This is a genomic window from Streptomyces sp. NPDC031225, from assembly GCF_055570355.1.
This window is the reverse complement of sequence record NZ_JBVIHJ010000015.1, coordinates 185,634-206,188: the sequence shown is the minus strand read 5'-3', so window position 1 is coordinate 206,188 and position 20,555 is coordinate 185,634. Positions and strand designations below refer to the sequence as shown.

Annotated in this window: 19 protein-coding genes; all 19 read right to left on the bottom strand. The window is 72.3% G+C overall.

Annotated features, from left to right (window positions below):
• Positions 1 to 2: 2 nt before the first annotated feature.
• The gene (locus tag ACZ48Z_RS25650; RefSeq protein WP_468738218.1) at positions 3 to 1,334 is read right to left on the bottom strand and encodes an aminotransferase class I/II-fold pyridoxal phosphate-dependent enzyme; all 1,332 of its coding nucleotides are present in this window, start codon (positions 1,332 to 1,334) and stop codon (positions 3 to 5) included.
• 258 nt (positions 1,335 to 1,592) lie between these two features.
• Positions 1,593 to 1,955, bottom strand: a complete 363-nt coding sequence (locus ACZ48Z_RS25645; RefSeq protein WP_468738217.1) for a hypothetical protein — start codon at positions 1,953 to 1,955, stop codon at positions 1,593 to 1,595.
• Positions 1,956 to 2,292: 337 nt separating this feature from the next.
• A complete protein-coding gene (locus ACZ48Z_RS25640; protein ID WP_468738216.1) occupies positions 2,293 to 3,267 on the bottom strand; it encodes a ScbA/BarX family gamma-butyrolactone biosynthesis protein in 975 nt (324 codons plus the stop codon).
• Positions 3,268 to 3,520: 253 nt separating this feature from the next.
• A complete protein-coding gene (locus ACZ48Z_RS25635) occupies positions 3,521 to 3,997 on the bottom strand; it encodes a flavin reductase family protein (RefSeq protein ID WP_468738215.1) in 477 nt (158 codons plus the stop codon).
• 233 nt (positions 3,998 to 4,230) lie between these two features.
• Complete coding sequence (locus ACZ48Z_RS25630) at positions 4,231 to 5,340, bottom strand: LLM class flavin-dependent oxidoreductase (RefSeq protein ID WP_468738214.1); 1,110 nt, start codon at positions 5,338 to 5,340, stop codon at positions 4,231 to 4,233.
• A gap of 57 nt (positions 5,341 to 5,397) precedes the next feature.
• A complete protein-coding gene (locus ACZ48Z_RS25625; RefSeq protein WP_468738213.1) occupies positions 5,398 to 6,672 on the bottom strand; it encodes an ATP-grasp domain-containing protein in 1,275 nt (424 codons plus the stop codon).
• Positions 6,669 to 8,051 carry an aminotransferase-like domain-containing protein gene (locus ACZ48Z_RS25620; protein ID WP_468738212.1) on the bottom strand — a complete coding sequence of 461 codons (1,383 nt, stop codon included), beginning with the start codon at positions 8,049 to 8,051 and terminating at the stop codon, positions 6,669 to 6,671. Before ACZ48Z_RS25620 ends, ACZ48Z_RS25625 begins: the two co-directional genes overlap by 4 nt.
• A 57-nt stretch (positions 8,052 to 8,108) precedes the next feature.
• A complete protein-coding gene (locus ACZ48Z_RS25615; protein WP_468738211.1) occupies positions 8,109 to 8,411 on the bottom strand; it encodes a YciI family protein in 303 nt (100 codons plus the stop codon).
• Positions 8,412 to 8,478: 67 nt separating this feature from the next.
• Positions 8,479 to 9,234: an SDR family NAD(P)-dependent oxidoreductase gene (locus tag ACZ48Z_RS25610; protein ID WP_468738210.1), complete on the bottom strand. Its 756-nt coding sequence runs from the start codon at positions 9,232 to 9,234 to the stop codon at positions 8,479 to 8,481.
• Positions 9,235 to 9,240: 6 nt separating this feature from the next.
• The gene (locus ACZ48Z_RS25605; protein WP_468738209.1) at positions 9,241 to 10,482 is read right to left on the bottom strand and encodes an MFS transporter; all 1,242 of its coding nucleotides are present in this window, start codon (positions 10,480 to 10,482) and stop codon (positions 9,241 to 9,243) included.
• Positions 10,482 to 11,762: an IS701 family transposase gene (locus tag ACZ48Z_RS25600; RefSeq protein ID WP_468738208.1), complete on the bottom strand. Its 1,281-nt coding sequence runs from the start codon at positions 11,760 to 11,762 to the stop codon at positions 10,482 to 10,484. Before ACZ48Z_RS25600 ends, ACZ48Z_RS25605 begins: the two co-directional genes overlap by 1 nt.
• A gap of 216 nt (positions 11,763 to 11,978) precedes the next feature.
• Positions 11,979 to 13,250 carry a hypothetical protein gene (locus tag ACZ48Z_RS25595; RefSeq protein ID WP_468738207.1) on the bottom strand — a complete coding sequence of 424 codons (1,272 nt, stop codon included), beginning with the start codon at positions 13,248 to 13,250 and terminating at the stop codon, positions 11,979 to 11,981.
• Complete coding sequence (locus ACZ48Z_RS25590) at positions 13,247 to 14,122, bottom strand: FAH family protein (RefSeq protein ID WP_468738206.1); 876 nt, start codon at positions 14,120 to 14,122, stop codon at positions 13,247 to 13,249. The genes ACZ48Z_RS25595 and ACZ48Z_RS25590 overlap by 4 nt, the downstream gene beginning before the upstream one ends.
• Before the next feature lie 35 nt (positions 14,123 to 14,157).
• On the bottom strand, positions 14,158 to 15,300 hold the full coding sequence (locus tag ACZ48Z_RS25585; RefSeq protein ID WP_468738205.1) for an enolase C-terminal domain-like protein: 1,143 nt from the start codon (positions 15,298 to 15,300) through the stop codon (positions 14,158 to 14,160).
• Entirely contained in the window at positions 15,290 to 16,171 is an 882-nt protein-coding gene (locus tag ACZ48Z_RS25580) for an alpha/beta fold hydrolase (RefSeq protein ID WP_468738204.1), read from the bottom strand. The genes ACZ48Z_RS25585 and ACZ48Z_RS25580 overlap by 11 nt, the downstream gene beginning before the upstream one ends.
• A gap of 36 nt (positions 16,172 to 16,207) precedes the next feature.
• Positions 16,208 to 17,899, bottom strand: coding sequence for a GH3 family acyl-acid amido synthetase (locus ACZ48Z_RS25575; RefSeq protein WP_468738203.1), 1,692 nt, complete (start codon positions 17,897 to 17,899; stop codon positions 16,208 to 16,210).
• Positions 17,900 to 18,533: 634 nt separating this feature from the next.
• Positions 18,534 to 18,737 carry a hypothetical protein gene (locus ACZ48Z_RS25570; protein ID WP_468738202.1) on the bottom strand — a complete coding sequence of 68 codons (204 nt, stop codon included), beginning with the start codon at positions 18,735 to 18,737 and terminating at the stop codon, positions 18,534 to 18,536.
• A complete protein-coding gene (locus ACZ48Z_RS25565) occupies positions 18,734 to 19,339 on the bottom strand; it encodes a hypothetical protein (RefSeq protein WP_468738201.1) in 606 nt (201 codons plus the stop codon). Before ACZ48Z_RS25565 ends, ACZ48Z_RS25570 begins: the two co-directional genes overlap by 4 nt.
• A 333-nt stretch (positions 19,340 to 19,672) precedes the next feature.
• Positions 19,673 to 20,485, bottom strand: coding sequence for a carbon-nitrogen family hydrolase (locus ACZ48Z_RS25560; protein WP_468738200.1), 813 nt, complete (start codon positions 20,483 to 20,485; stop codon positions 19,673 to 19,675).
• Positions 20,486 to 20,555: the final 70 nt, after the last annotated feature.

Sequence of the window (20,555 nt, the reverse complement as noted above, 5' to 3'; positions counted from 1 at the left end):
ACTCAGCAGGCGGCCTGCCGTGCCTCACGGATGCAGGTGTCGAGGATGTCGACGGCCGTGTCGACGTCGTCGTCGCTGTGGTCCGCCATGGCCTGCAGGCGGAAGCGGGCCGCGTCGGAGGCGACCGCGGGCTGCTCGACGAGATGCGCGACGAGACCGGCACGGGCGATGAGACCGGAGGCCGTACGGCCGGTCGGCGTGTCACCGATGAGGACCGGCACGACCGGGCAGACCACGTCGCCCATGACCTCCAGACCGCGCGCCGTCAGCCCCTCGCGCAGCCGGGTGGCGACAGCGGTGACCGCCGCCCGCCGCCGGGCGCCCTCCGGCGAGGTCACGACGGACAGGGCGGCCAGCGCCACGGCGGTCTGTACGGGGGTGATGGCGCTCGAGAAGGTCTGCGGGCCGCCGAACATCCGCACGTACTCCCGCGCCGAGGCGGACGGCGTAGCCAGGAACCCGCCGGTCGTGGCGAACGTCTTGGAGAAGGCACCGACGACGAAGTCGACCTCGCCGAGGATGCCGTGCACCTCCGGCTGACCTCCGCCGTGCTGCCCCATGGCGCCGAAGTCGTGGGCGACGTCGACCATCAGCTGGGCACCGTACTCACGGCAGACGCCGAGCAGTTCGACCAGCTGCGGAGTGTCGGAGTCCATGGAGAACACGCCCTCGGTGACGACGAGGACGGCGTTGGTGGTGTCGGTGGCGCGGATGCCCTGCAGATGGCGCCGTACGGCGTCGTTGTCGAGGTGCCGGAAGAACTCCACGGTGGCTCCGCTGGCGGCGGCGCCCTGGCGCAGCGAGTCGTGGGACAGCTTGTCGAGCAGGATGTGGTCGCGGCGGTGCGTCAACGCACGTATGGTGCCGAAGCCGGCCGCCCAGCCGGTCGGGAAGAGCGCCACGTGCTCGGTGCGCAGGGCCTCGCCCAGTCCGGCCTCCAGTGCCTTGCTGATCGGGGTGGCGCCGCCCAGGGCCGGGGAGCCGGCGGTGAGCGGGCCGTAGTCACGCAGGGCCCGGTGAGCGGCGTCGAGGACGGCGGGGTGCGCGGTGAGGGACAGGTAGTCCTGGCCGCCGAAGTTGGGGCCGTGGGTGACCACTCCGGTGTCCGACACGACGGTGGCGCGGGTGGTCAGGGCGGTGTCGTAGCGGCGGAAGTACGGCCACAGGTCCGCCTGCTGACGGTCGAGCTGCCAGGCGAGGTAGGCGTCGTTGCGGGTGGTCAGATCGGGCCCGGACACCGTGCGGAAGCGCATGATGTCCTTCTCGCGGGCATCGACCCGCCGGCTTCCGAGGGGCCCGGCCGCAGGGGTGGTGCCGGGCACAGTGGTCGTCATGGTGTCGTCGTCTCCTCGGGACGGGCAGATCAGGCCCGCTGTGGGGGGCGCCCCGATCAGGGGCTGCTACGACGCTACGACCGCAATGCCGGACAACTCCTGGCCACTGACGGTCCCTTGATCTGGAGGAGGCCTTTCCTAACGCCGGATTGACGTGCCCCGTGACACCGGGCACAAGTCCGCTCCTGTTGTGGCCAATCCGCCAACCGCCCGCTCTGCGCTTCACCGTCCACCAGTGCGCTCTGGTCCATCAGGGCTTCACCCCTTCAGATGCGCCTTGAGCTCATCCGGCGTCGGCTCTCTGGGAATCGGCATCCCCGGAAGCCGGGTCAAGGGGTCGGTCGACTTCACGTACCCCCTTGCCCACTCCACCCAGCGTCGGGCTGATTCCAGAGCCGACTCGTCCGCAACGCCGTCCAACTCGTCGATGCGACGTTCCAATGCCACGCAGTACGCACGGAGGACAGCGGTTTCATGCCGGCGCCCGGCCTCTTCGTGGAGCACCTGGGCAAGTTGTTCACGAACAGCTTGTTCCCTCGCCGCGTCCATGGCCGCTTGCCAACGAACTTCGCGTGCTGCCCTGGTCTGCTGTTCATCCTGTCTGCGCCGGGCGACTTCCACCGCGCGTGCCTCGACCCGCCGCCTCACCCCCAATAACGTCGAAAGGGCACCCGTCAGCCGTGGGAGTCACCTGGGACTTTCCTGGGACTTCCGGCCCCATCAACCGGCACGAGCCTGAAACAACCGAAAGTGCATTCGCGCAGCTCAGCGGCCCCCACGCACCCATCACGGCAGGCCACCGCACTCGCCGGTCCCTTCCGGGACATCTGAGGAACCGTCAGCAGGCGGCTGTCGCACGCTTCATGAGCCGGAGCGCCGGCGGCACACCGGTTCAGGGGCCTGATCCACTGGGTGGGTCAGGCCCCTGAACGGCTGCCGGGGTTCGTTCACGGAGCGCTCAGCCGCACACGCTCGCCACCACGAGGCTGTCGAAGGCCAGGCGGTCGGACTGCCAGGCGGTGACCCGGAGTGCGGCGTCCTCGCTCGCGTCCTGTGCGGGGAGCCTGGTCGCGGAGATGTGGCAGGGGGTGGCCAGGGCCACGGGGTGGTGGAAGGCGCTGCGCAGTTCGACGGGGAGGACGCGGTAGGGGGCGCAGGACGCCTGGACGGCCTGACGGGCGGCCTCCAGGAGGACCATGGCGGGGACGTCGGTCGTGGGGTGGTCGAAGAGCACCGGGTGGCCGGGGTCGATCCGCAGATCCCAGCTCAGGCCCGGGCCCCGGCGGCCGGAACCGGAGCCGGCACTCGAACCGGGTACGCCGAGGACGACGTCGTGTTCGTCCAGGCGGCCCACGATCGCGGGCGGGACGGGGTCGGGCAGAGGCGGGTACCCGCCGCCCTCCCCTGCGGCGGGGTCGCGAAGGTCCGACACCCGCAGGGTCAGACGCCCGGCGCCGGCGAAGTCGCCGCCGCGCAGCAGGTCCGCCTCCAGGGTGAGCGCGGTGAGGGTGCCCCGGCGTCGCCGTACCTCCGTGGCCGCGAACTCCAGGCGCATCTCGGCGGGGCGGGCTCCCAGGAGCAGGGCCCCCGGTATCACCTCGAACTCCAGTTCGGTAATGGTGACGTGCTGATCGGCCGGAACTCCGTAGTACGTCTGCCCGATCAGGACGGACGCCTGCCGCAACGACTCCGCGGCGAGCAGCGGGTCGTACCAGGTGCCGGCGACCGGTGCGTAGAAGTGGTGCCCGCGCGGCCACTGAGCGCCCAGCCGGAACGTGTCGGGGCCCAACTGCCGCCAGTCCGTGATCAGTACCTCGGCCACCGCGCTGCGGGCGACGAGATGACGCGGGGCGGTCCGGACGAAGTCGAGCTCGACCTCGCCCCTGGCATCCGGCGGTGGGGAAAGGGTGGATGTGGGGTCGGTGGGGGACACGCGGGTTGCCTTTCTCATGGGCGTCGACGCGGAGGCGCGCGTACCGGCGCGGGTGCCGGACGGCCTGGCCCGGCCGGGCCGAGGACGGCGTCGGCTTCGGTCCGGTGGACGGGCGGGCCGCGTCGGGCGGCTACGAGCAGCGACGGGCTGTGTGAGGCGCGGCGGGCCGTGTGCCCGGAACCGGATGCCGGGTCGCGCCCGGCCCGGCGGGACTCCGCCGGACCGCGCCGGGCGAGGACATGGCGGCCGTGCGTCAGGCGGCCGCCAGTGCCGTGAAGCGGCCGGCGTGGAACACCAGCGGTCCCGCCTGGTCCGTCAGGTCGCCCTCCAGGGCCTCGGCGATGACCAGTTCGTGGTCGCCCGCCCGGTGGAGCGTGCTGATACGGCAGTCCAGCCAGCCCAGCCCGTCGGTGGGGATGGGGTGTCCGGCCCGGGTCGTCGTCCAGCCGCCGCCGGCGAACCGGTCCGCGCCCTTGGTGCTGAACAGCCGGCACAGTTCGGCGTGCCGGTCGCCGAGGATCGTCACGGCGAAGGTTCCGGCCGCACGGATGGCCGGCCAGGTGGAGGAGGTGTCCGCGGCACACAGGGCGACCAGCGGCGGGGTCAGGGAGACGGAGGTGAAGGAGTTGACCGCCATGCCCTTGGGACCGTCGGCGGTGTCGGCGGTGATCAGCACCACTCCCGTGGTGAACCGGCCGAGTATGTCGCGGAACGAGCGTTGCTCCAGCATGAGTTCTTTCCGATCGGACGGGACGCCCGGCCGGGCCGGCGAACCGGCCCGGCGTGGCGCGGCGTGAGATGCGTCGGGCTCCCAGGAGCGCTTGCGCGAGCCGTGGGTGGGACCGGGGCGTGTGTCGAGGGTGGCGCGTCAGTCCGTGGGGCGGGCCCCGGCGGTGGCTGGAGTTCCCTCTGGGAGAGTGCGTGCCAGGCGTCGCCGGACAGGCGGGACTTGCGCCGCACGCCCTAGCGGTTGCGGCTGGCGATCGCGAAGTCCACGGCCTCCTGCGGCCGGGCGGCGGAGCCGGTGAAGCGCGGCGCGACATAGCGGGCCAGCAGCTCCATGCTGCGGTTGGTCTTCTCCCACGACGTCCAGTCGGCGACGTAGACGAGCAGGGTGCCGAAGCCGCCGGTGATCTCGTGCAGCCGCTCGATGCCGGCGACCACGTCGTCCACGGAGCCGACGAGCGCGCCGCCGGCCTCGACCCGGGCCTCCAGTGCCCGCTCCCGCGGGACGTCCGGGCTGAGCACCTCGCGGCCGGCCGCCTTGCCGAAGTACTCGAACAGCCAGCGGTCGTAGCCCTCACGGACGTCCGCGTACGCCTCCTCGCGGGTCTCGGCCACGTGCACCGGCAGGGCGATGCGCCACTTGTCGCGGTCCAGGGTCTGCCCGTGCTCGGCGGCGGACTCCTGCGCGTACTTCCACTGATGGGCGAGGTTGATGTGCGCGGGGGCACCCGGCGTCAGCAGGGCGAAGGGCAGCGCGAACGAGGTCATGCTCAGCCCGTACTGACCGATCAGGCGCGGGCTGGACTGCGAGGTGCCGGAGGTGGCGACGGCGACCTCGATGCCCTGCGGGCTGAAGCGCGGCAGCTGGATCTTGGCGTCGCGCAGGTCGTACCAGTCGGTCTGCTGGGTGATGCGCTCCTCGCCGTTGACGAGTTCCAGGACCGTCGGCAGCGCCTCCTCCAGACGGCGCCGCTGCACCGGCTGCTCCAGGCCGAACATCTTCGCGTCGAAGGGCACGCCGGGGCCGACGCCCAGGATGTACCGGCCGCGGGTGAGGTGGTCGAGGTGGACGGCCCGGCTCGCCACGTGGAAGGGGTGGTGGCCGGAGAGCGGTACGACACCGTGGGCCAGCTTGATCTGGCGGGTGCGCTGCGAGGCGGCGGCGATCAGCGTCTCGGGCGCGCCGACGAGGCCCCAGCCCAGGGTGTGGTGCTCGCCGAACCACGCCTCGTCGAAGTTGAGGTCGTCGACGTACTCGACGAGGTCCAGGTTCCGGCGTATCGCCAGGTTCGGGTCCTGGCCGGTCTCGTGGACGGGGGACAGGAACAGACCGATACGGCTGTGCACGATGAGCCTCCTGAGAGATACGAAAAGATGAGGAAGGAAGGGGAAGTTGACGGAGTGTCAGGCGACGCGGTAGACGGCGTCCTTCAGCGAGCGGACCTTCTCGTAGCCGGCCGTGAGCGTCGCCTCGTCCGCAGCCGTGAGGAACACCCGCATGGAGCTGGTCAGCAGGTCGACGGTGGGCCTGATCCGGGAGCCGGGCGCGAGCTTGACCGCCGCGGAGAAGACGCTCTCCAGGGAGCGGATCTCCGCCACAGCCGTCTCGTCGACGGACTCCACGACACCGTCGAGCTCGGTCGGGGTGTTGTAGACGACGGCCGGCTGCAGCCTGGCGTACGTCCGGCCGCCGTACTCGGCGCGGAACTCCTCGGGCCGGGTGTACGCCTGTGCGGTGAGCGCCGCCTGGTTGTGGCCCAGGCACACGTCGTGGAAGGGGGCGCTGAGGTTGCCGTTGAGGCGGGTGCCGATCTCGACCAGGACGGGGCCCTCGTCGGTGACGATGACCTCGGCGTGGGCCGGCCCCCAGTCGACGCCGAGGGCGGCGAGGACCTCGTCGACGTACGCGGTGAGCGCGGCGACGACCGGGTTGCCCGCCGGGTCGGCGAGCAGGTCGCGGTTGTAGATGTTCTTGCCGGACGGCAGCAGCGTTTTCTCGTACTCCCAGACCCCGCACACATAGCGCTCGCCGCCACTGCTGACGGTGTCGACGATGTACTCGGTGCCCTTGAGATAGGACTGCACGAGGATCTCGGTGTTGGCGATGCCGAACATGTTCGGGGCGTCGAGGACGCCCCGGGCTGCGGCGCGGACCGCGTCGGGGCCGGCGCAGACGACGACGCCGTCGGAGGCCGCCGAACTGAGCGGCTTGACGACCACCGGGTAGCTGCCGTGGTCCTCGGCCCAGGCCACCGCCGCGTCCGGGTCGTCGGTCTTGAACTGCCGTACGCACGGCACACCGGCCCGCCGCAGCGTCTCGGTCATCTCGTACTTGTCCCGGCGGGCCGGGGACAGTGCCGAGCCGTTGGACGGGACGCCGACCGCCTCGCTCAGCCGGTCGGCGAGCGGTACGGAGGACTCCTGCCCGGCGATCACGCACACCGGGTCGAGGCCGCGCAGCACCTCGACGAGCTCGGCCTCGTCGGTGGCGGCGACGGTCTGCTCGTACGCGGTGAGATCCGGCGGGGCCATCGCCGGGATCAGCTCCGGGGTGCTCTGGACGTGGACGACACCCGTACCGCACGCGGCGAAGGCGGCGGGGTAGAAGTTGCCGGCGGAGTAGCCGTCGACGATGACGGCGACGCGGCGCGGGCCGTCCGTGGGGGACGTGGTGCTCATGCGTGGGCCTCCGATGCGGACACGAACTCGGGCAGGGACGCGGACTCGAAGGCGGCCTCGGACGCGGATTCGGCCTTGACGAAGCGGGCCAGGCGGGCGATGCCCTCGCGGATCGCGGCGGGGGTGAGGTTGCTGAAGCCGAGGCGCAGGGCCCGTTCGCCGCCGCCGTCGAGGTGGAACATGCTCATCGGGGCCCAGCTGACCGCGTAGTCGCGCGCCGACCGTTCCATGGCGCCCAGGTCGGCCTCGAAGGGCACCTCGACGACCAGGAAGAACCCGCCGCGCGGCCGGTTCCAGCGCACCCCGTGCTCCGCGTACCGCTCCGGCGGGAAGTGCTCGGCGAGGGCGTCGAGGGTGGCGGCGAGCCGTTCCTGGTAGACGGCGGCCAGGTCCCGGGTGGCGGAGCGCAGGTCGTGGTCGGCGTCGACGAGGATGCCGCCGATCGCCGCCTGGGAGAGCGAGGACGAGCCCACCGTGAACATCGCCTTGGCCTTGGAGAGTTCCTGGGCGAGGGTCCGCCGGACCCCGTCCTCGCCGACGACGGCGCGGTCGCCGACCAGGTAGCCCAGGCGGGCGCCGGGGAACGCGGCCTTGGCGAAGGAGCCCAGGTAGACGACGTCGCCGCGGGTGTCCAGCGACTTCAGGGTCGGCAGCCGCTCCTCGTCGCTCGCGAACAGCCCGTACGGGTTGTCCTCCAGGATGGTGAACCCCTCTTCGGCGGCCAGCGCGAGCAGTCGCCTGCGTGCCTCCAGCGGGACGACGGTGCCCGAGGGGTTGGAGAAGTCGGGGACCAGGTAGAGCGCGGCGGGACGCCTGCCCTCGGCACGCACGGCACGCACCGCGGCGGCAACGGCCTCCGGTTCGAGACCGTCGGGTCCCTCGGTGATGCCCCGCACGGGGATGTCCAGCATGCGGGCGGCGCCCCGGATGCCGACGTACGCCGGGGACACGGACAGCAGCACGTCGTCAGGTGACCGGAACAGTCCGCGCAGGGCGACGAGCGCCGCCTCCTGGAAACCGTGCGTGATCATGATCGCGTCGGGTTCGACATCGATGTCCTCGTCCCGGACGAGCATCCGGGCGACCTCTTCCCGGATGAACCCGTTGACGGGTCCGTACTGGAAGTGCAGCCGGGTGATGCGCTGTTCGGGCACTCCCTGCCGGCGCAGGTGCGTGATGTACCGGTCGACGTAGTACGAGAGCTTCGCGAGGTCGTGGGTGCCGTCGTGCGGCGCTCCCGACGAGAACGACAGGGCTTCGGGGAACCTCATCGCCGTCTCGCTGAGCAGGCGCATCGAGTCCATGGCCGGGTCGACGACGGCGGCGTGCAGCGCTTCGCGGGGCAGGGCGGTGTCCTGCGGAACTGGCGTTGTGGACACGTCGGTTGGATCCTTCCGGGTGACGGGCGTGGGAGCGGGACGGTCGGGTGCGCGGTGTCAGGCCGCCGACGGCTCGGGCGCGGCGAGCCACGCGCCCTTGCCGGGGGCCCACTGGCGGATGCGGACGCGGCAGACGATGCCGCCCTGGACGTAGGGCTCCGCGGCCAGGATCTCCTGGAGGCGCTCGCGGTCCTCGGCCTCGTAGACCAGCAGGCCGCCGTTGGTGTCCTGGAGCGGACCGGCGAGCAGGAGCAGGCCGCTGTCGGTGAGGGTGCGCAGGTAGTCGGTGTGGGCGCGGTGCAGGGGCTCGCGGCCCGCGCGGTCGACGTTGTACTCGAATTCGACGACGAACTTCGCCATGGGTGCCTCCTGGGGCGGGGTGTCGGCCGGGCTCACATGGACGCCGGACTCACATGGAGAGCCGGACTCACATGTAGAGGCCGCCGTTGATGTCGATGACGGAACCCGTCGAGTAGCCGGCGCTCTCGGAGCAGAGGTGGAGAACGCTGCCGACGGCCTCGGCGACCGTGCCGTACCGCCCCATGGGCAGCCGGGACATGACGTCCTTCTTGGACTCCTCGGTGCGGCGCTCGAAGGCACCGGCCACCCGGTCGGTCGCGATCGGGCCGTGCGCGACGACGTTGGCCACCACGCCGGTGCCGGCCAGCTCGTAGCCCAGCTGCTTGGTCATGCCGATCACGGCGGCCTTGGCGGCGACGTACGCGGCGTTGTTGAAGTGGCTGTAGGTACGGCCGCCTGCCGAGGCGAAGTTGACGATGCGGCCGTAGCCGTCGGAGGCCATGCGCGGGGCGCACACCTTGACCGCGATCCAGCTGCTGACCACGTTCTCCAGGAAGGACTGGTCGAAGTGGCCGGCGGTCAGGTCGGCGTAGCCGATCACACGGGTGTCGCCGCCGACGCCGTTGACCAGGATCGAGGGGGCGAACCGGTCGACGATGTCGGTCAACTGTCGTTCCGCGGCGGGGATGTCGGTGATGTCACCGACGACGGCCTCGACCTTGGTGATCCGGCCCAGTTCCTCGGCGAGCCGGTTCACGGCGTCCGCGTCGCGGTCGAACAGGACGAGGGTGTGGCCCTGTTCGGCGAGCTCGCGCGAGACCTCCTTGAGGATGCCTCCGGCAGCGCCGATCAGCAGGGCGGTGCGGGTGGTCGGTGCGGACATGCTGGGTCACCTTGTCTCTCGGGTCAGCTGTTCTGCGGTGTCGCAGTGGTCACTTGAGGGAGCCGGCTCGGTGGCGAAGCCCGTCAGCCGCGGCAGCAGTGCGAAGCCGAGCGTCACGACGCATCCGAGGCCGAGGACGGACATCCACAGCGCCCCGTAGCCGTGGGAGTGGGCGAGGGCGAGGCCGGCGGGGCCGCCGACGACGAACGCCGCGTTCCAGGCGAAGAAGTAGGAGCCCTGGTAGGCGCCGCTGCGTCCGGCGGGCGCCCGGTCGGCGATGAAGGTCGCGGACATCGGGGCCCACAGCACCTCGCCGAGCGTCCACACGACGGTGGCGAGCGTGAAGGAGAGCATGCCGTCGGCCAGGACGTTGGCGCCGAAGCCGACGGCCATGAAGGCGGCGGCCAGGATCAACGGGACATGGGCGCGCATCCCGCCGACGAGCCGGGGCACGAGCGGCAGCAGCAGGACGGAGAGCACCGCGTTGGCCGCGAGGACGAACCCGATGCCCCCGGCCGTCAGCCCGCTGTCCCGCATGTCCAGCGGCAGCGCGGAGTTGACCTGGAGGTAGATGCAGGCCAGCAGGAACGTCAGCAGCAGGAAGGCGACGAGGACGGGGGTGCGGAAGGGTTCCGCGATGCCGCGCGCGGCAGATCCGAGGGCGGCCGCGGCACCGGCGGGCCGGTCGGCGGTCGGGGGCGGTGGGTCGGCGGGCACCGCGAACACCAGGGCGGCGTAGACGAGGCTGGAGGCCGCCCAGACGACGAACAGGGCTGCGGGGCTGACTTCGAGCAGGAACCCGGAGAGCACGGGGCTGAGCGACATGCCGATGTTGAAGCCCACCAGGAAGAGGCTGTACGCCTTCGAGAACTGCTCCGGTGGCACGATCGCCGAGATCAGTCCGGCACCGGCGGGCCGGTCGACGGCGGACAGGAAACCGGTGATCAACGACAGCGCGCACAGCGCGGCCACATGGTCGGCGACGGCGAACAGCAGCGCCATGCCGGCGGTGAACGGCTGGGCCGCGACGATGGTGCGGCGCGGTCCGATCAGATCGGCGACCGCCCCTCCCACCAGCCCGGACAGCACCACACCGGCCCCGAAGAGTCCGACGACGAGCGGCGTCGTGCCAGGTGCGACGAGATGGTTCTGCTCCAGGTAGAGGACGAGGAAGGCGGGGGCGAGCGTGCCGAGCCGGCTGACGGTCTGCCCCCACCACAGCAGCCAGAACGCCTTGGGGAGGGCCATCAGGAGCATCCCGTTCGTGTCGGTGTCGTCAGGGTCCGCGCGTGGCGCGGGGGCCGGCCGGCCTGTGGTCCGCGTGAGGCCCGGGTGGGGTGGGAGGGGGCCGCGGCGGCGCGGCCGAGGGTGCCGTAGGCGAAGGCGGCGGAGACCAGCGTCATGTGGTGGTGCCAGCCGGGGTACGAGCGCCCTTCGAAGGCGCGCAGTCCGAAGTCGTCGGCCAGCCGCTCCATGGTGTCGGCGGCGCCGGTCTGCAGCCGGGCCAGTGCCAGGGCCTCGCCGGCCGGCCGGTCCACGAGGTCGGTGAGCCAGAACCGGTCGCCGCCTGACCCGTCCGGCCTGCGCTCCCCCAGCAGCCTGAGGGGGACGGGGATGCCGGGGAGGCGGACCGGGATCACGGACGCCGTGGGGGGTTGGTGCGGTGACCGGGCGCCCTGCGCGGTGAGCAGGTCGCGGGCGGTCAGACCTCCGTCACCGGTCCGCTGTCGCGGTTGGAGAGCGGGCCCGGCGAGGGCTCCGGCCCGCCCGTTGGACGCTGCGGACGCGGTCCGGTCCGGGAGGACGACGAGGTCGCCGGAAGCGGCGACGACGAAGTGCCGTCGTCGGGCCACGAGCCCGCCGACCAGCATCGCGGTGTCCGCGAACCCGACCAGGTCGGCTACGACCGGCACTCCGTCCACGTCCGGTCCCGCGCCGAGCAGACTCCGGTCGGTCCCGTCGAGCAGGTCCAGCGCCTGGGCGCCGGCCGAGTCCTGGATACCGGCGGTGCCTTCGGGGATGCGGGCACGGCTGCGCACCTGCGAGTCCCCGGACCACGCGCCGGGCAGCAGCAGCCGCCAGTCGACGGGGACCGTAGCCCGGTCCGCGGCGAGGAACGCGCCTATGCCGACCTGGCAGTTGACGGTACGTCCCTCCTGCGGGACGAAGCGGCGGTGCACTCCGCAGGAGCGGTCACCGCGCTTGGGCAGCACCGCGGTGCCGATGAGCAGGGCGCGGGGGTCGGACCTGCGGACCACCCAGTCGGCCAGCCGGGCGCGGATCGGTTCCCAGTCCCACGGGCTGGCGTTGACGAACTGGTGCAGTGCCTGGGCCGCCGTGGCCGAGTCCGACCCGGAGGCCGCGAGCCGCCGTACCGTCTTGCGCCCCGGCGTCATGAGCAGGCCCCGTGTGTAGACATGGGCCCATCTGCGCTGGTCGGCGCGGGGCAGCCGCCCGAAGATCTCCGCGACGAAGGCGTCGAAGGCGGGGTGGTCCGAGGATCCGATCCGGGGACTCTGCGCGCGCACGGCCGGAATCGTGACCGTCGCCGCGGGCCCGGGAGGAGCCACCGTGGAAAACGCCCTCACCATGTCGCGCTCCCCTTTCTCTGGACTGGGCGGACCCCACCGGTTCGAGGCCCGCTCTAAAAAAATAGAGAACGAACTCTTTGTTTTCAAGACGGGGGTCGCCTCTGAGTGCGACTTTGCCGAGTCCGCACCGCCGCACCGCTGTCACCTGCGGTTTCACAAAGGCTGGAAAGCGGACCGCAACCGCGCGGCCGCGCTCAGCTCCCGCTCCGCCCTCGCCGCCCACCGCTCCCCGAGCCCCTGCGAGGTCAGGGACGCGGTCAACGCGCCCTTGAACGAGGACAGATACAGGGAGCCCCCGGGCCGGCCGGCACCGCGGGCCGCGACGGTACGGAACCCCGTGACCCTCGCGGCATGCGGACCGAGCGCGGTGTCCACCGAACCCGCGTCGACGACGCGCAACTCCGGGCCGCGGGCCCCCGCCTCCCGCTCGACGGCACGGCGGATCCCGGCGTGCGCGCGCCGCTCCGGCCGCCAGGCCCGCCCGGCCAGACACAGCGCCGCCGCGTTCTCCCGCGCCCGGCCCAGCGGATCCCCGGCCGCCCCGGCACCCAGCCGGGCCCGCACCATCCCCAGCACGCACCCCGGCTCGGCGATCAGCGCCCGCTCGCTGTACCGCCGGCGCAGGGACATCGCGGTGGCCACGGTGACCTCCGTCCGACCGGTCTCGCGGGCGAGCGCGTCCGCCAGGACGGTCGTGAGGAACCCGCTCACCGTCACCTGCCCCGCCCCGCACCAGTCGCGCAGCCGACGGCTCTCGTACGGGGTCAGCGCGAGCGTCACGGCCCCGGCCGTACGACCCTCACCGAGCCCGCGCTCGCCGCTCTCCCCGCTCCGCGGGTGCCGGTCGTCCTGGTGCGGCGCCACCGCCCGGGCCCGTCGCGGAGCCCCTGGCACGCAGACTCCGCACACACACCCGCCGCCGCCCTCGTAGGTGAGTTCGTCGGTGTCGGGCGGCAACGCCTCCGGCGAGCGGTCGGCGGCGTCGAGGCCCGGGGTGTCGAACAGGGCGTCCAGCAGGGGCCGTACGAGACGGCCGACGGAGTATCCGTCACAGATCGCGGGGTGGAGGGTGAGGCGGAAACGCGTCACGCCCGCCGGACCGGGCTCGGCCCGCAGCCACCACAGCCGCTCCCCCGCAGGCCCGTCGTCCGCCTCCGCCGCCTCCGCCGCCGCGAGGACGGAGTGCGCGGCGCTCGGCGCCCCCTGACGGAACCACAGCCTGCCGTCGGCAGCGGCGATCCGCAGCGACAGCACCGGCAGCCGTGCGAGCCACCGCTCCACGGCCCGCTCCACCCGCTCGGGCGAGAACACGCCGTGCACCGTGAAGGTGGTGGTGAGCCGTCCGCTGCCGCGCAGGAGGCCATGGGTGTACGCGAACGCGGCCTCCGTGTCGCTGAGTCCGCGCACCTCCTCGCCCCGGCTCACGATCCCTCGCGCACGGCGGCCGCGAGCTCCGGCGACGCACAGCTCACGGTGTTGGACAGGGTGACTCCGTGGCTCGCGAAGTCCAGGGTGACGCGGTCGCGGTCGGCCATGCGGAAGCCGTCGTGGAAGCTGCTGCGGTCGGCGCCGAGATAGACGTAGTGCACACGCCCCGGGGTGAGCAGGGCGTCGTGGGAGAACAGCTCGGACACGATGGCGTCGAGCCCGTAGTGCAGGGCCTTGGTGCCGGTGGTGAACTCGCCCCGCCAGCACGGCTCGCCGTCCCGCTCGATCGTCACGTGCCCGGTGACATGGCTCGGGGGTTCACCGAGGAACAGCCAGGGCGCCACGGCCGCGTCGCACAGTTTGGCGTAGGACAGGTGGCCCCGGTTGCGCCGGAAACGGCCGATGTCGGTGAGGTCGTTGCCGAAGGTGTAGCCGGCGTACCGGGGTTCGCCGACCGCGTCGGTGACGTAGACGAGGACGACCTCCGCCTCCTCGGTGAGTGCCACGGACCCGACGGGAGCGCGCAGTTCCTCCCCGGGGACCTTCAGTACGTCGCCGAGACCCTTGAGGAACCAGTTCGGCTGGGCCGGGGTGTCCGCGTCCACCTTGACGTTGTGGGTCTGCATGAAGCCGCCGACCATGGCGCCGCCGGGGTGGTCGGGCAGCAGCGGCGGCCGAAAGGAGACCGCGTCACGTTCACCGGCGGGAACGGTCGTCGCCGGCTCGTCGGCCAGGTCGGCGCCTGCGAGCAGCAGGTCTTTGAGGTCCCGGTCGCCCAGCGGTACGAGGCGCAGCGGCTCGCCCTCCTGGGGCAGGCCGAGACCGACGTGGCGGCGGCCCTGATAGGTGCATTCGAACAGTACGTTCATGGGAGTTCCTGCCTTTCGGGCATGGGTGGGGGTGGTCACAGGTCCCGGACCGCCCAGCGCTCGGCGCGTCCGGTGAGGTCCATGCCCCAGCCGGTGCCGCCCGCGGGCCGAAGGGTGTTGGTGTCCCGGTCGACGGCCGGGGGCGGGGCGACGATCATCTCCGGGAAGAAGCGGTCGGACTGCCCGGCCTCGACGGTGAGGGCGTCCGGATGGCCGAAGGCCAGGGCCCGGCCCGCGTTGATGAGCGGGCCCACCTCGGCCACCTGGACACCGAACTGGAAGCGGATCCCGTTCTCCCGGGCATACGCGACGATCCCGGCGGCCGGCAGCGGCCCCCCGTTCTTCGAGACCCGGATGTTGAACGCGTCGCAGGCCCCGGACTCGACCGCCGTACGGGCGTCCCGGGCCGTGCACACCGACTCGTCCAGCATGACGCGCACCCCGCCGTCCCTGCGCAGCGCGCGCAGCGCCTCCCAGGAGCCCTTGGGCAGCGGCTCCTCCACGTAGTCGACGCCCGCCTCGCGCAGCCGCCGGGCGTGGCCGACCGCGTTCGCCGGGGTCCAGCTCATGTTGGCGTCGACCATGACCGGTACCTCGTCGCCGAGCTTGTCGCGGAGGGTGCGGACGGTACGGGCGTCGTGCTCGATGTCGTCGGAGGCCTTGATCTTCACGAAGTGGAAGGGGCCGCGGGTGGCGAGGAACTCCTCGGTGTCCAGGCTGAGATCGAGCACCTGCGAGACGGGCAGGCTCGAAGCGGCGCCCTCCTCGGACGACCCCGGCGGCAGCAGGCTCCGCGCGCCCGCCCCCAGCCGGCGGCCCAGCCAGTCGAGGACCGCGGTCTCCAGCAGGCAGAGCAGGTTGTTTCCGCCGTCGATCCCGAAGGTACGGGCGAAGCCGTCCCGGTGCAGCAGCGCCAGCGACTCCCCCGGCTCACGGCCGGTGAGCCGGACCGACAGGGCGTCGAGGTCGACCCGTTCCAGCGCGGTGCGCACACTCGCGGTGCTCTCGCCGGTGACGTACGGCCGCGGCGCGCACTCGCCGAGGCCCGTCACGCCCTCGGCCGACAGGGCCAGGACCAGGCTGTCGGAGGTACGGCGGCGGGCGGCGGGATGGTCGAACGGCGTCCGCATCGGCAGTTCGACGTGGTACAGCCGGGCCCGCCAGGCCTCAGACGCCACGGTTCACGCCCTGGAGCAGCGTGTACGTCGACGTCCAGTCGACCAGGTCGCCGCTGACGCCGGTGTAGAAGAGGTAGTGCTTGTCGGTGGGGAACCGCATGAGCGAGCCGCGCCCGGACACCAGGTCCTGGAAGACGGACTGGGCGGCGTCGAGGTCCACGATCGGGTCGGTGATCCCGGAGACGAAGGTGGCCGCGGGCACCGGCGAGGTCACCCCTCGGCCCGTCAGATAGCGCCGCTCCAGGTCGAGCAGCACCGCCCGCGAACGGCGCGTCAACCGCCGTACGGCCAGGTCGTCGTGGTCGATGAAGTGCCGGTACTTGGCCTCGTCGGTGAAGTCGGCGGCATCCAGACCCGCGTCCCACAGCTCGCCGCTGCGGTCCGCCGCGACGGCCTCGCGGGTGGCCGGGTCGAGGGTGGCGTGCATCCGGCCGAGCCAGGAGGAGCAGAACACGGCGGCGTCGTAGGAGGTGGTGAACCCCTCGTGGCACATGAGGGCCGCCATGAAGGAGCCGCCGAGGCAGTGCCCGAACAGGGACAGGGGTACGGTGTCGCCGATCATGTCCCGGACGAACGCGGCGGCCTGCGCGTAGTCGCCGAGGACGGTGTCGGCGTCCGGTATCTCACCCCGGAGACCGGGGCTGATGCCGCTGCCGCGGCGGTCGAGGACGAAGAACGCGATGTCGTTGTCGGCGAAACGCGGGCCCACTTCCCACAGCCACCCGGCGTGGGACTGCAGTCCGTGGAAGTAGAGGACGGCTCCCTTGATGCGTTCCGGCCGCCAGACGTGCAGGGCGAGCCGTTCGTCGCCGCACGGCAGGTCGATGATCTCGCGGCGGATGTTCTGCGGGGGCCTGATGGTCTCGATCACGGTCGAACTCTCCTTGCTGGAAGGGCGGTTGGTAGTTCAGTCGGTGACGAGGGCGTCGACGAAGTCGACGTCCTTCTGGAAGGGCTTGTACTTGTACTGGGTGGCGTTGCCCTGCTGCCGCCGGGACTCGACGTACGCGGCGATCGCGCCCTGCGCCACGGTGTGCACCCGCAGGGCGGCGAGGCGGCCGCTGTCCCGCTTCGAGGCGTACTCGATGTTGATGACGGACAGCTCGCGGTCGATGGCGCCGGACAGCTCCCGGTCCAACTCCTCGGCGGGTTCCGGAACTTCGACGACGACGGTGTAGGACGGCAGTTCGTCCCAGCGCGGGCCGCACATGTACAGCCCGGTCTCCAGGCCGCCGGCCGCGAGGCCCTGGCGGATGGCCTGGGTGACCTGACCCTCGGTGATCTTCTCGCCGGTGAAGGAGTGGAAGACGCCGTCGCGGTGGGTGAAGTGCACCCAGGGCGTGCCGTCCACGATCCGGTCGACGCGGTAGATGTCGCCGGTCCACAACCGGTACAGGCCGTTGCCCTGGGACATGATCAGGTGGTAGTCGCGGCCCGCCTCCACCTCGTCGTACAGCAGCGTGTCGACCTTCTCGCCTGCGTCCAGGAGCGCGTCCAGCGGTATGTCGGCGGGGACGAACTCGAAGTACGCCTGGCTGACGGCGAGCGGCTGGCTCTCCAGCGTGTCGTCCACCGGAATGGTGGTGACGCCCTCGGTCCCGCAGCTCATGAACGGCAGCTTGGCGACGCCGGGCAGCACGGCGTCCAGACGCGGCCGGTACAGCTCGGCGGAGGCCGACAGCCAGCAGCTGTACAGGGTCAGCGAGGGCCAGACGTCGACGAGGCTGAAGTCGTCCTCGGCCAGCACGACTTCGAGGTGTGCGGCGGCCTTCTCGTCGGGGTCGGTCCAGGGCCTGCCGCGCAGGGTGCCCTCGCGCAGGTCGCGCACCAGCTCGGCGCCGTGCTCCGCGATCAGGTCGCGCAGCGAGACCAGGGTGCTGGGGTTGATCGCCGAGATGTAGTGCAGGTCCTTGCCGACGAGGTTCCGCACCCGGTGGTACATCCGCCCGGCGTGACTGGTGGGCGCGTCGGGGCCGAACCAGGGGGACTCGTACCACGGCGGGTTCCAGTCCCGGCTGTTGAGCTGCGGATGCCGGTTGCTGATCGCCTGGTGCTCCACCCCGTGCACGAAGTCGTACACGTCCTCGCGGACCGTCTGGGTGTCGAGGGTGGCCCAGGGGTGCGCGAGGATCTCGGGGTGGTGCTCCAGGCAGGTGCCCCACATGGCCTTCATCGCGGGGATCCGGTACGTCAGCAGCCAGTGCAGCGTGTACGGGACCCGCTTGGGGGTGCCGGTCGTCCCGCTGGTCTTCAGCCAGCGCAGCACGGGGCTGCACGACAGGACGCCGCCCTTGGTGCGGGTCTCGCGGTCGATCTCCTCGGCGAAGTCGTTGTAGCGCATGACCGGCAGGACCGACCGGAAGCTGCCCGGGTCGGCGGCGATCACGTCGTAGCCCTTCTCCTTCCAGTGCAGCGAGGCGGCACCGATGTCGATGAGGTCGTCGAGGACGCGGGCCTGTGCGGTGGCCGGGTCCTTCAGGTCGGCGAGCAGGCTCTCCCGTGCCTGGAGGCACTCCTCGACGAAGGGGTCCCGCCGTGCCTGCCAGTGCTGCTGCCACTGGGACGTCTGCGGGAACTGGGGTGTCTGCGGTGTGTCCACTGTCGTGTCTCCTCGGAAACCGTGCCGATGGCCCGTTTTCGGGCATGGGTTGGCACCGTGCGGCGGCGTGGCCGAACGGTTGGGCGAACGGGGGTGCGGGGTGGGATGGGGCGGAGGTGCGGTCGGTCAGGCGTGCGCGCCGTGGCGGTCTCGCCGGCGACCGGTTCGTTCAGGTCGTACAGGGCCTCGCGTCGCGTCTCGTGGCTGGTGCGAGGTGCGGTCTCGTATCGGCTGCGGGCCGATGGGGGCTGGTCGCGCAGTTCCCCGCGCCCCTGGGGGGGTGGGGTGGGCGTGGAGTGCCGTACAGGGCCCGGCGTCGCGTCCCGTGCCCGGTGGGCGGCGCGGGGTGCGGTCGGTCGTGTCGGCTGCGGGCCGGTGGGGGCCGGTCGCGCAGTTCCCCGCGCCCCTGGGAGGTGGGGGTGGGCGTGGAGTGCCGTACAGGGCCCGGCGTCGCGTCCCGTGCCCGGTGGGCGGCGCGGGGTGCGGTCGGTCGTGTCGGCTGCGGGCCGGTGGGGGCCGGTGGGGGCCGGTCGCGCAGTTCCCCGCGCCCCTGGGGGGTGGGGGTGGGCGTGGAGTGTCGTGCGGGGCCTGGCCTCGCGTCCCGTGCCGGGTGGTCGGCGCGGGGTGCTGTCGGTTAGGCGCCGGGCGCCGTGGTGGTCTCGGCGGCCACCAGCGCGGCCAGTTCGTTCAGGTCGTACAGGGCCTGGCGTCGCGTCCCGTACCGGGTGATCTTGCCGCGGCGGGCCCACTGGCGGATCGTGCCCTCGCGGACGTCGAGGGCGAGCGCCGCCAGCGAGGTGGGTACGCGTTTGCCGCGGGCGGAGTGCGTGCTGTTCATGCCGTCTCCTTGGCCTCGGACATCGATTGACGTCGGTTCAGAAGGAGCCACTGTCGTGGCGTCAGGACGTGCCCGGCACCGCACATCGGTCCGCGCAGCACGAGGTCGTCGCCGCCCCGCTCGGGCAGCGTCACCTCGGCCTCGCACCCCGGCTCGACGCATCGGCCGAGCGGTACGAGTTCGGGCCTGGGCGGTGCGACGACGAGCCGCAGGGCGGTGGCCACGCGGGCGATCTCGTCGGCCGCCGGGCCCGCGGCGGGGTGCGCGGCCAGGAGGCCGAGGTGCCGGCCGAGGAAGGCGGCCAGTTCGGGAACGGTCCGCTCCGGCGGCACCTGCCCGGGCTCTGTCTCGTCCAGCACGAGTCCGGCCCAGCAGGCCAGCCGTACGACGGCGTCGTACCGGGCCTCCAACGCCGCGTCGCTCACGGGCGGCGGGTCCGGACGGTGGCCCGTGACCCGGGCGAGGCTTCCCTGCCGGGCGGGGAGCACCAGGTGCTGCTCGCTCTCGTCGTGGAGTGCCGGCAGGGCGGCCAGGTCGGCGGCCAGGGCACGGGTGCAGGGCCCGCAGAGCCGGGCGCCCGGTTCGGCGGGCCTGCGCCGCACGGCGCCGGAGCCTGCCGCCCGGCGGCAGCGGTTCGACGCGCACTGCGCAGGGAGGGATCGTCGGGAGGTCGGGGCGGTCATGGTCGCTGATGCCTCACTTTCGTGGGGGACTCCCCGTACCGGGGCAACAAAAAAGCGCCGCTCGATGGCGGCGCTACGGTGGTGCGGAGGCTCCTGGATGAGGACAGAGTGCCTCGCGAAAGAGTGTTACACGCCGACTGCGCCGGGCGCAAGGGGCTGCCGGAAGAGAAGCAACTCCCCAGCACCAAGACGGCAGTTGCCGTCCGCCCGGCACACGCGGGGCGGACGGCAACTGCCGTCGGGAGGCACATCTCAGCGGGGCGCCGGCACGCCGAGCACCCGGTCGCGCAGGGCGGGGAACTCGGCACGCGTCTTCGCGACGAGCGCCGGATCGAGATCGACGACGAGTGTCTCCTCCCCCGCCCCGGCCTCGGCCACGACCTCGCCCCACGGATCGACCACCACGCTGTGGCCGGCCTGTTCCACACCGGCGTGCGTACCGGCCGTACCGCAGGCGACGACGTACGCCTGCGACTCCACGGCCCGGGCGCGGGCCAGCAGCGACCAGTGGGCGCGGCGGGCGGCGGGCCACCCGGCCGGGACGAGGAACAGTTCGGCACCGGCGTCCACCAGCAGCCGGAACTGCTCGGGGAAGCGCAGGTCGTAGCAGGTGGCGAGCCCCGCAGTCAGCCCGGCGCCCGCGCCCTCGCCCGCGTCGAGCACGGCCGTGACGGTTTCGGTGCCCCGGGCCAGCAGGGCCGCCTCGCCCCGGTCGAAGCCGAAGCGGTGGATCTTCCGGTACGTCCGCTGCAGTCGGCCGTCGGGGCCGAACAGCAGGGAGGTGTTGTACAGGTCGCCCCCCGGAGCCCGCTCGATGAGGGAACCGGCGTGCAGCCACACCCGCGCTTCGGCCGCGGCGGCGCTCATCGCCCGGGCGGTGGGCCCGTCCAGTGGCTCGGCGTGTGCGGGGAACGCGTCGAAGGCGAACGCCCCGACCGTCCACAGTTCCGGCAGCACCACCAGGTCGGAGGTGTGCTGCCGGCGGACGAGGTCGGACACACGGGCCCGCCGTTCGTCGGCGGATTCGTCGGGGCGTACGGCGATCTGAAGGACTGAGGCGCGCACGGGGTCTCCGTTTCGTGGTCGGTGGCGGTTGCGGTGGCGGCGCCCATCGGAGGTGGCGGCCGTGCGCACG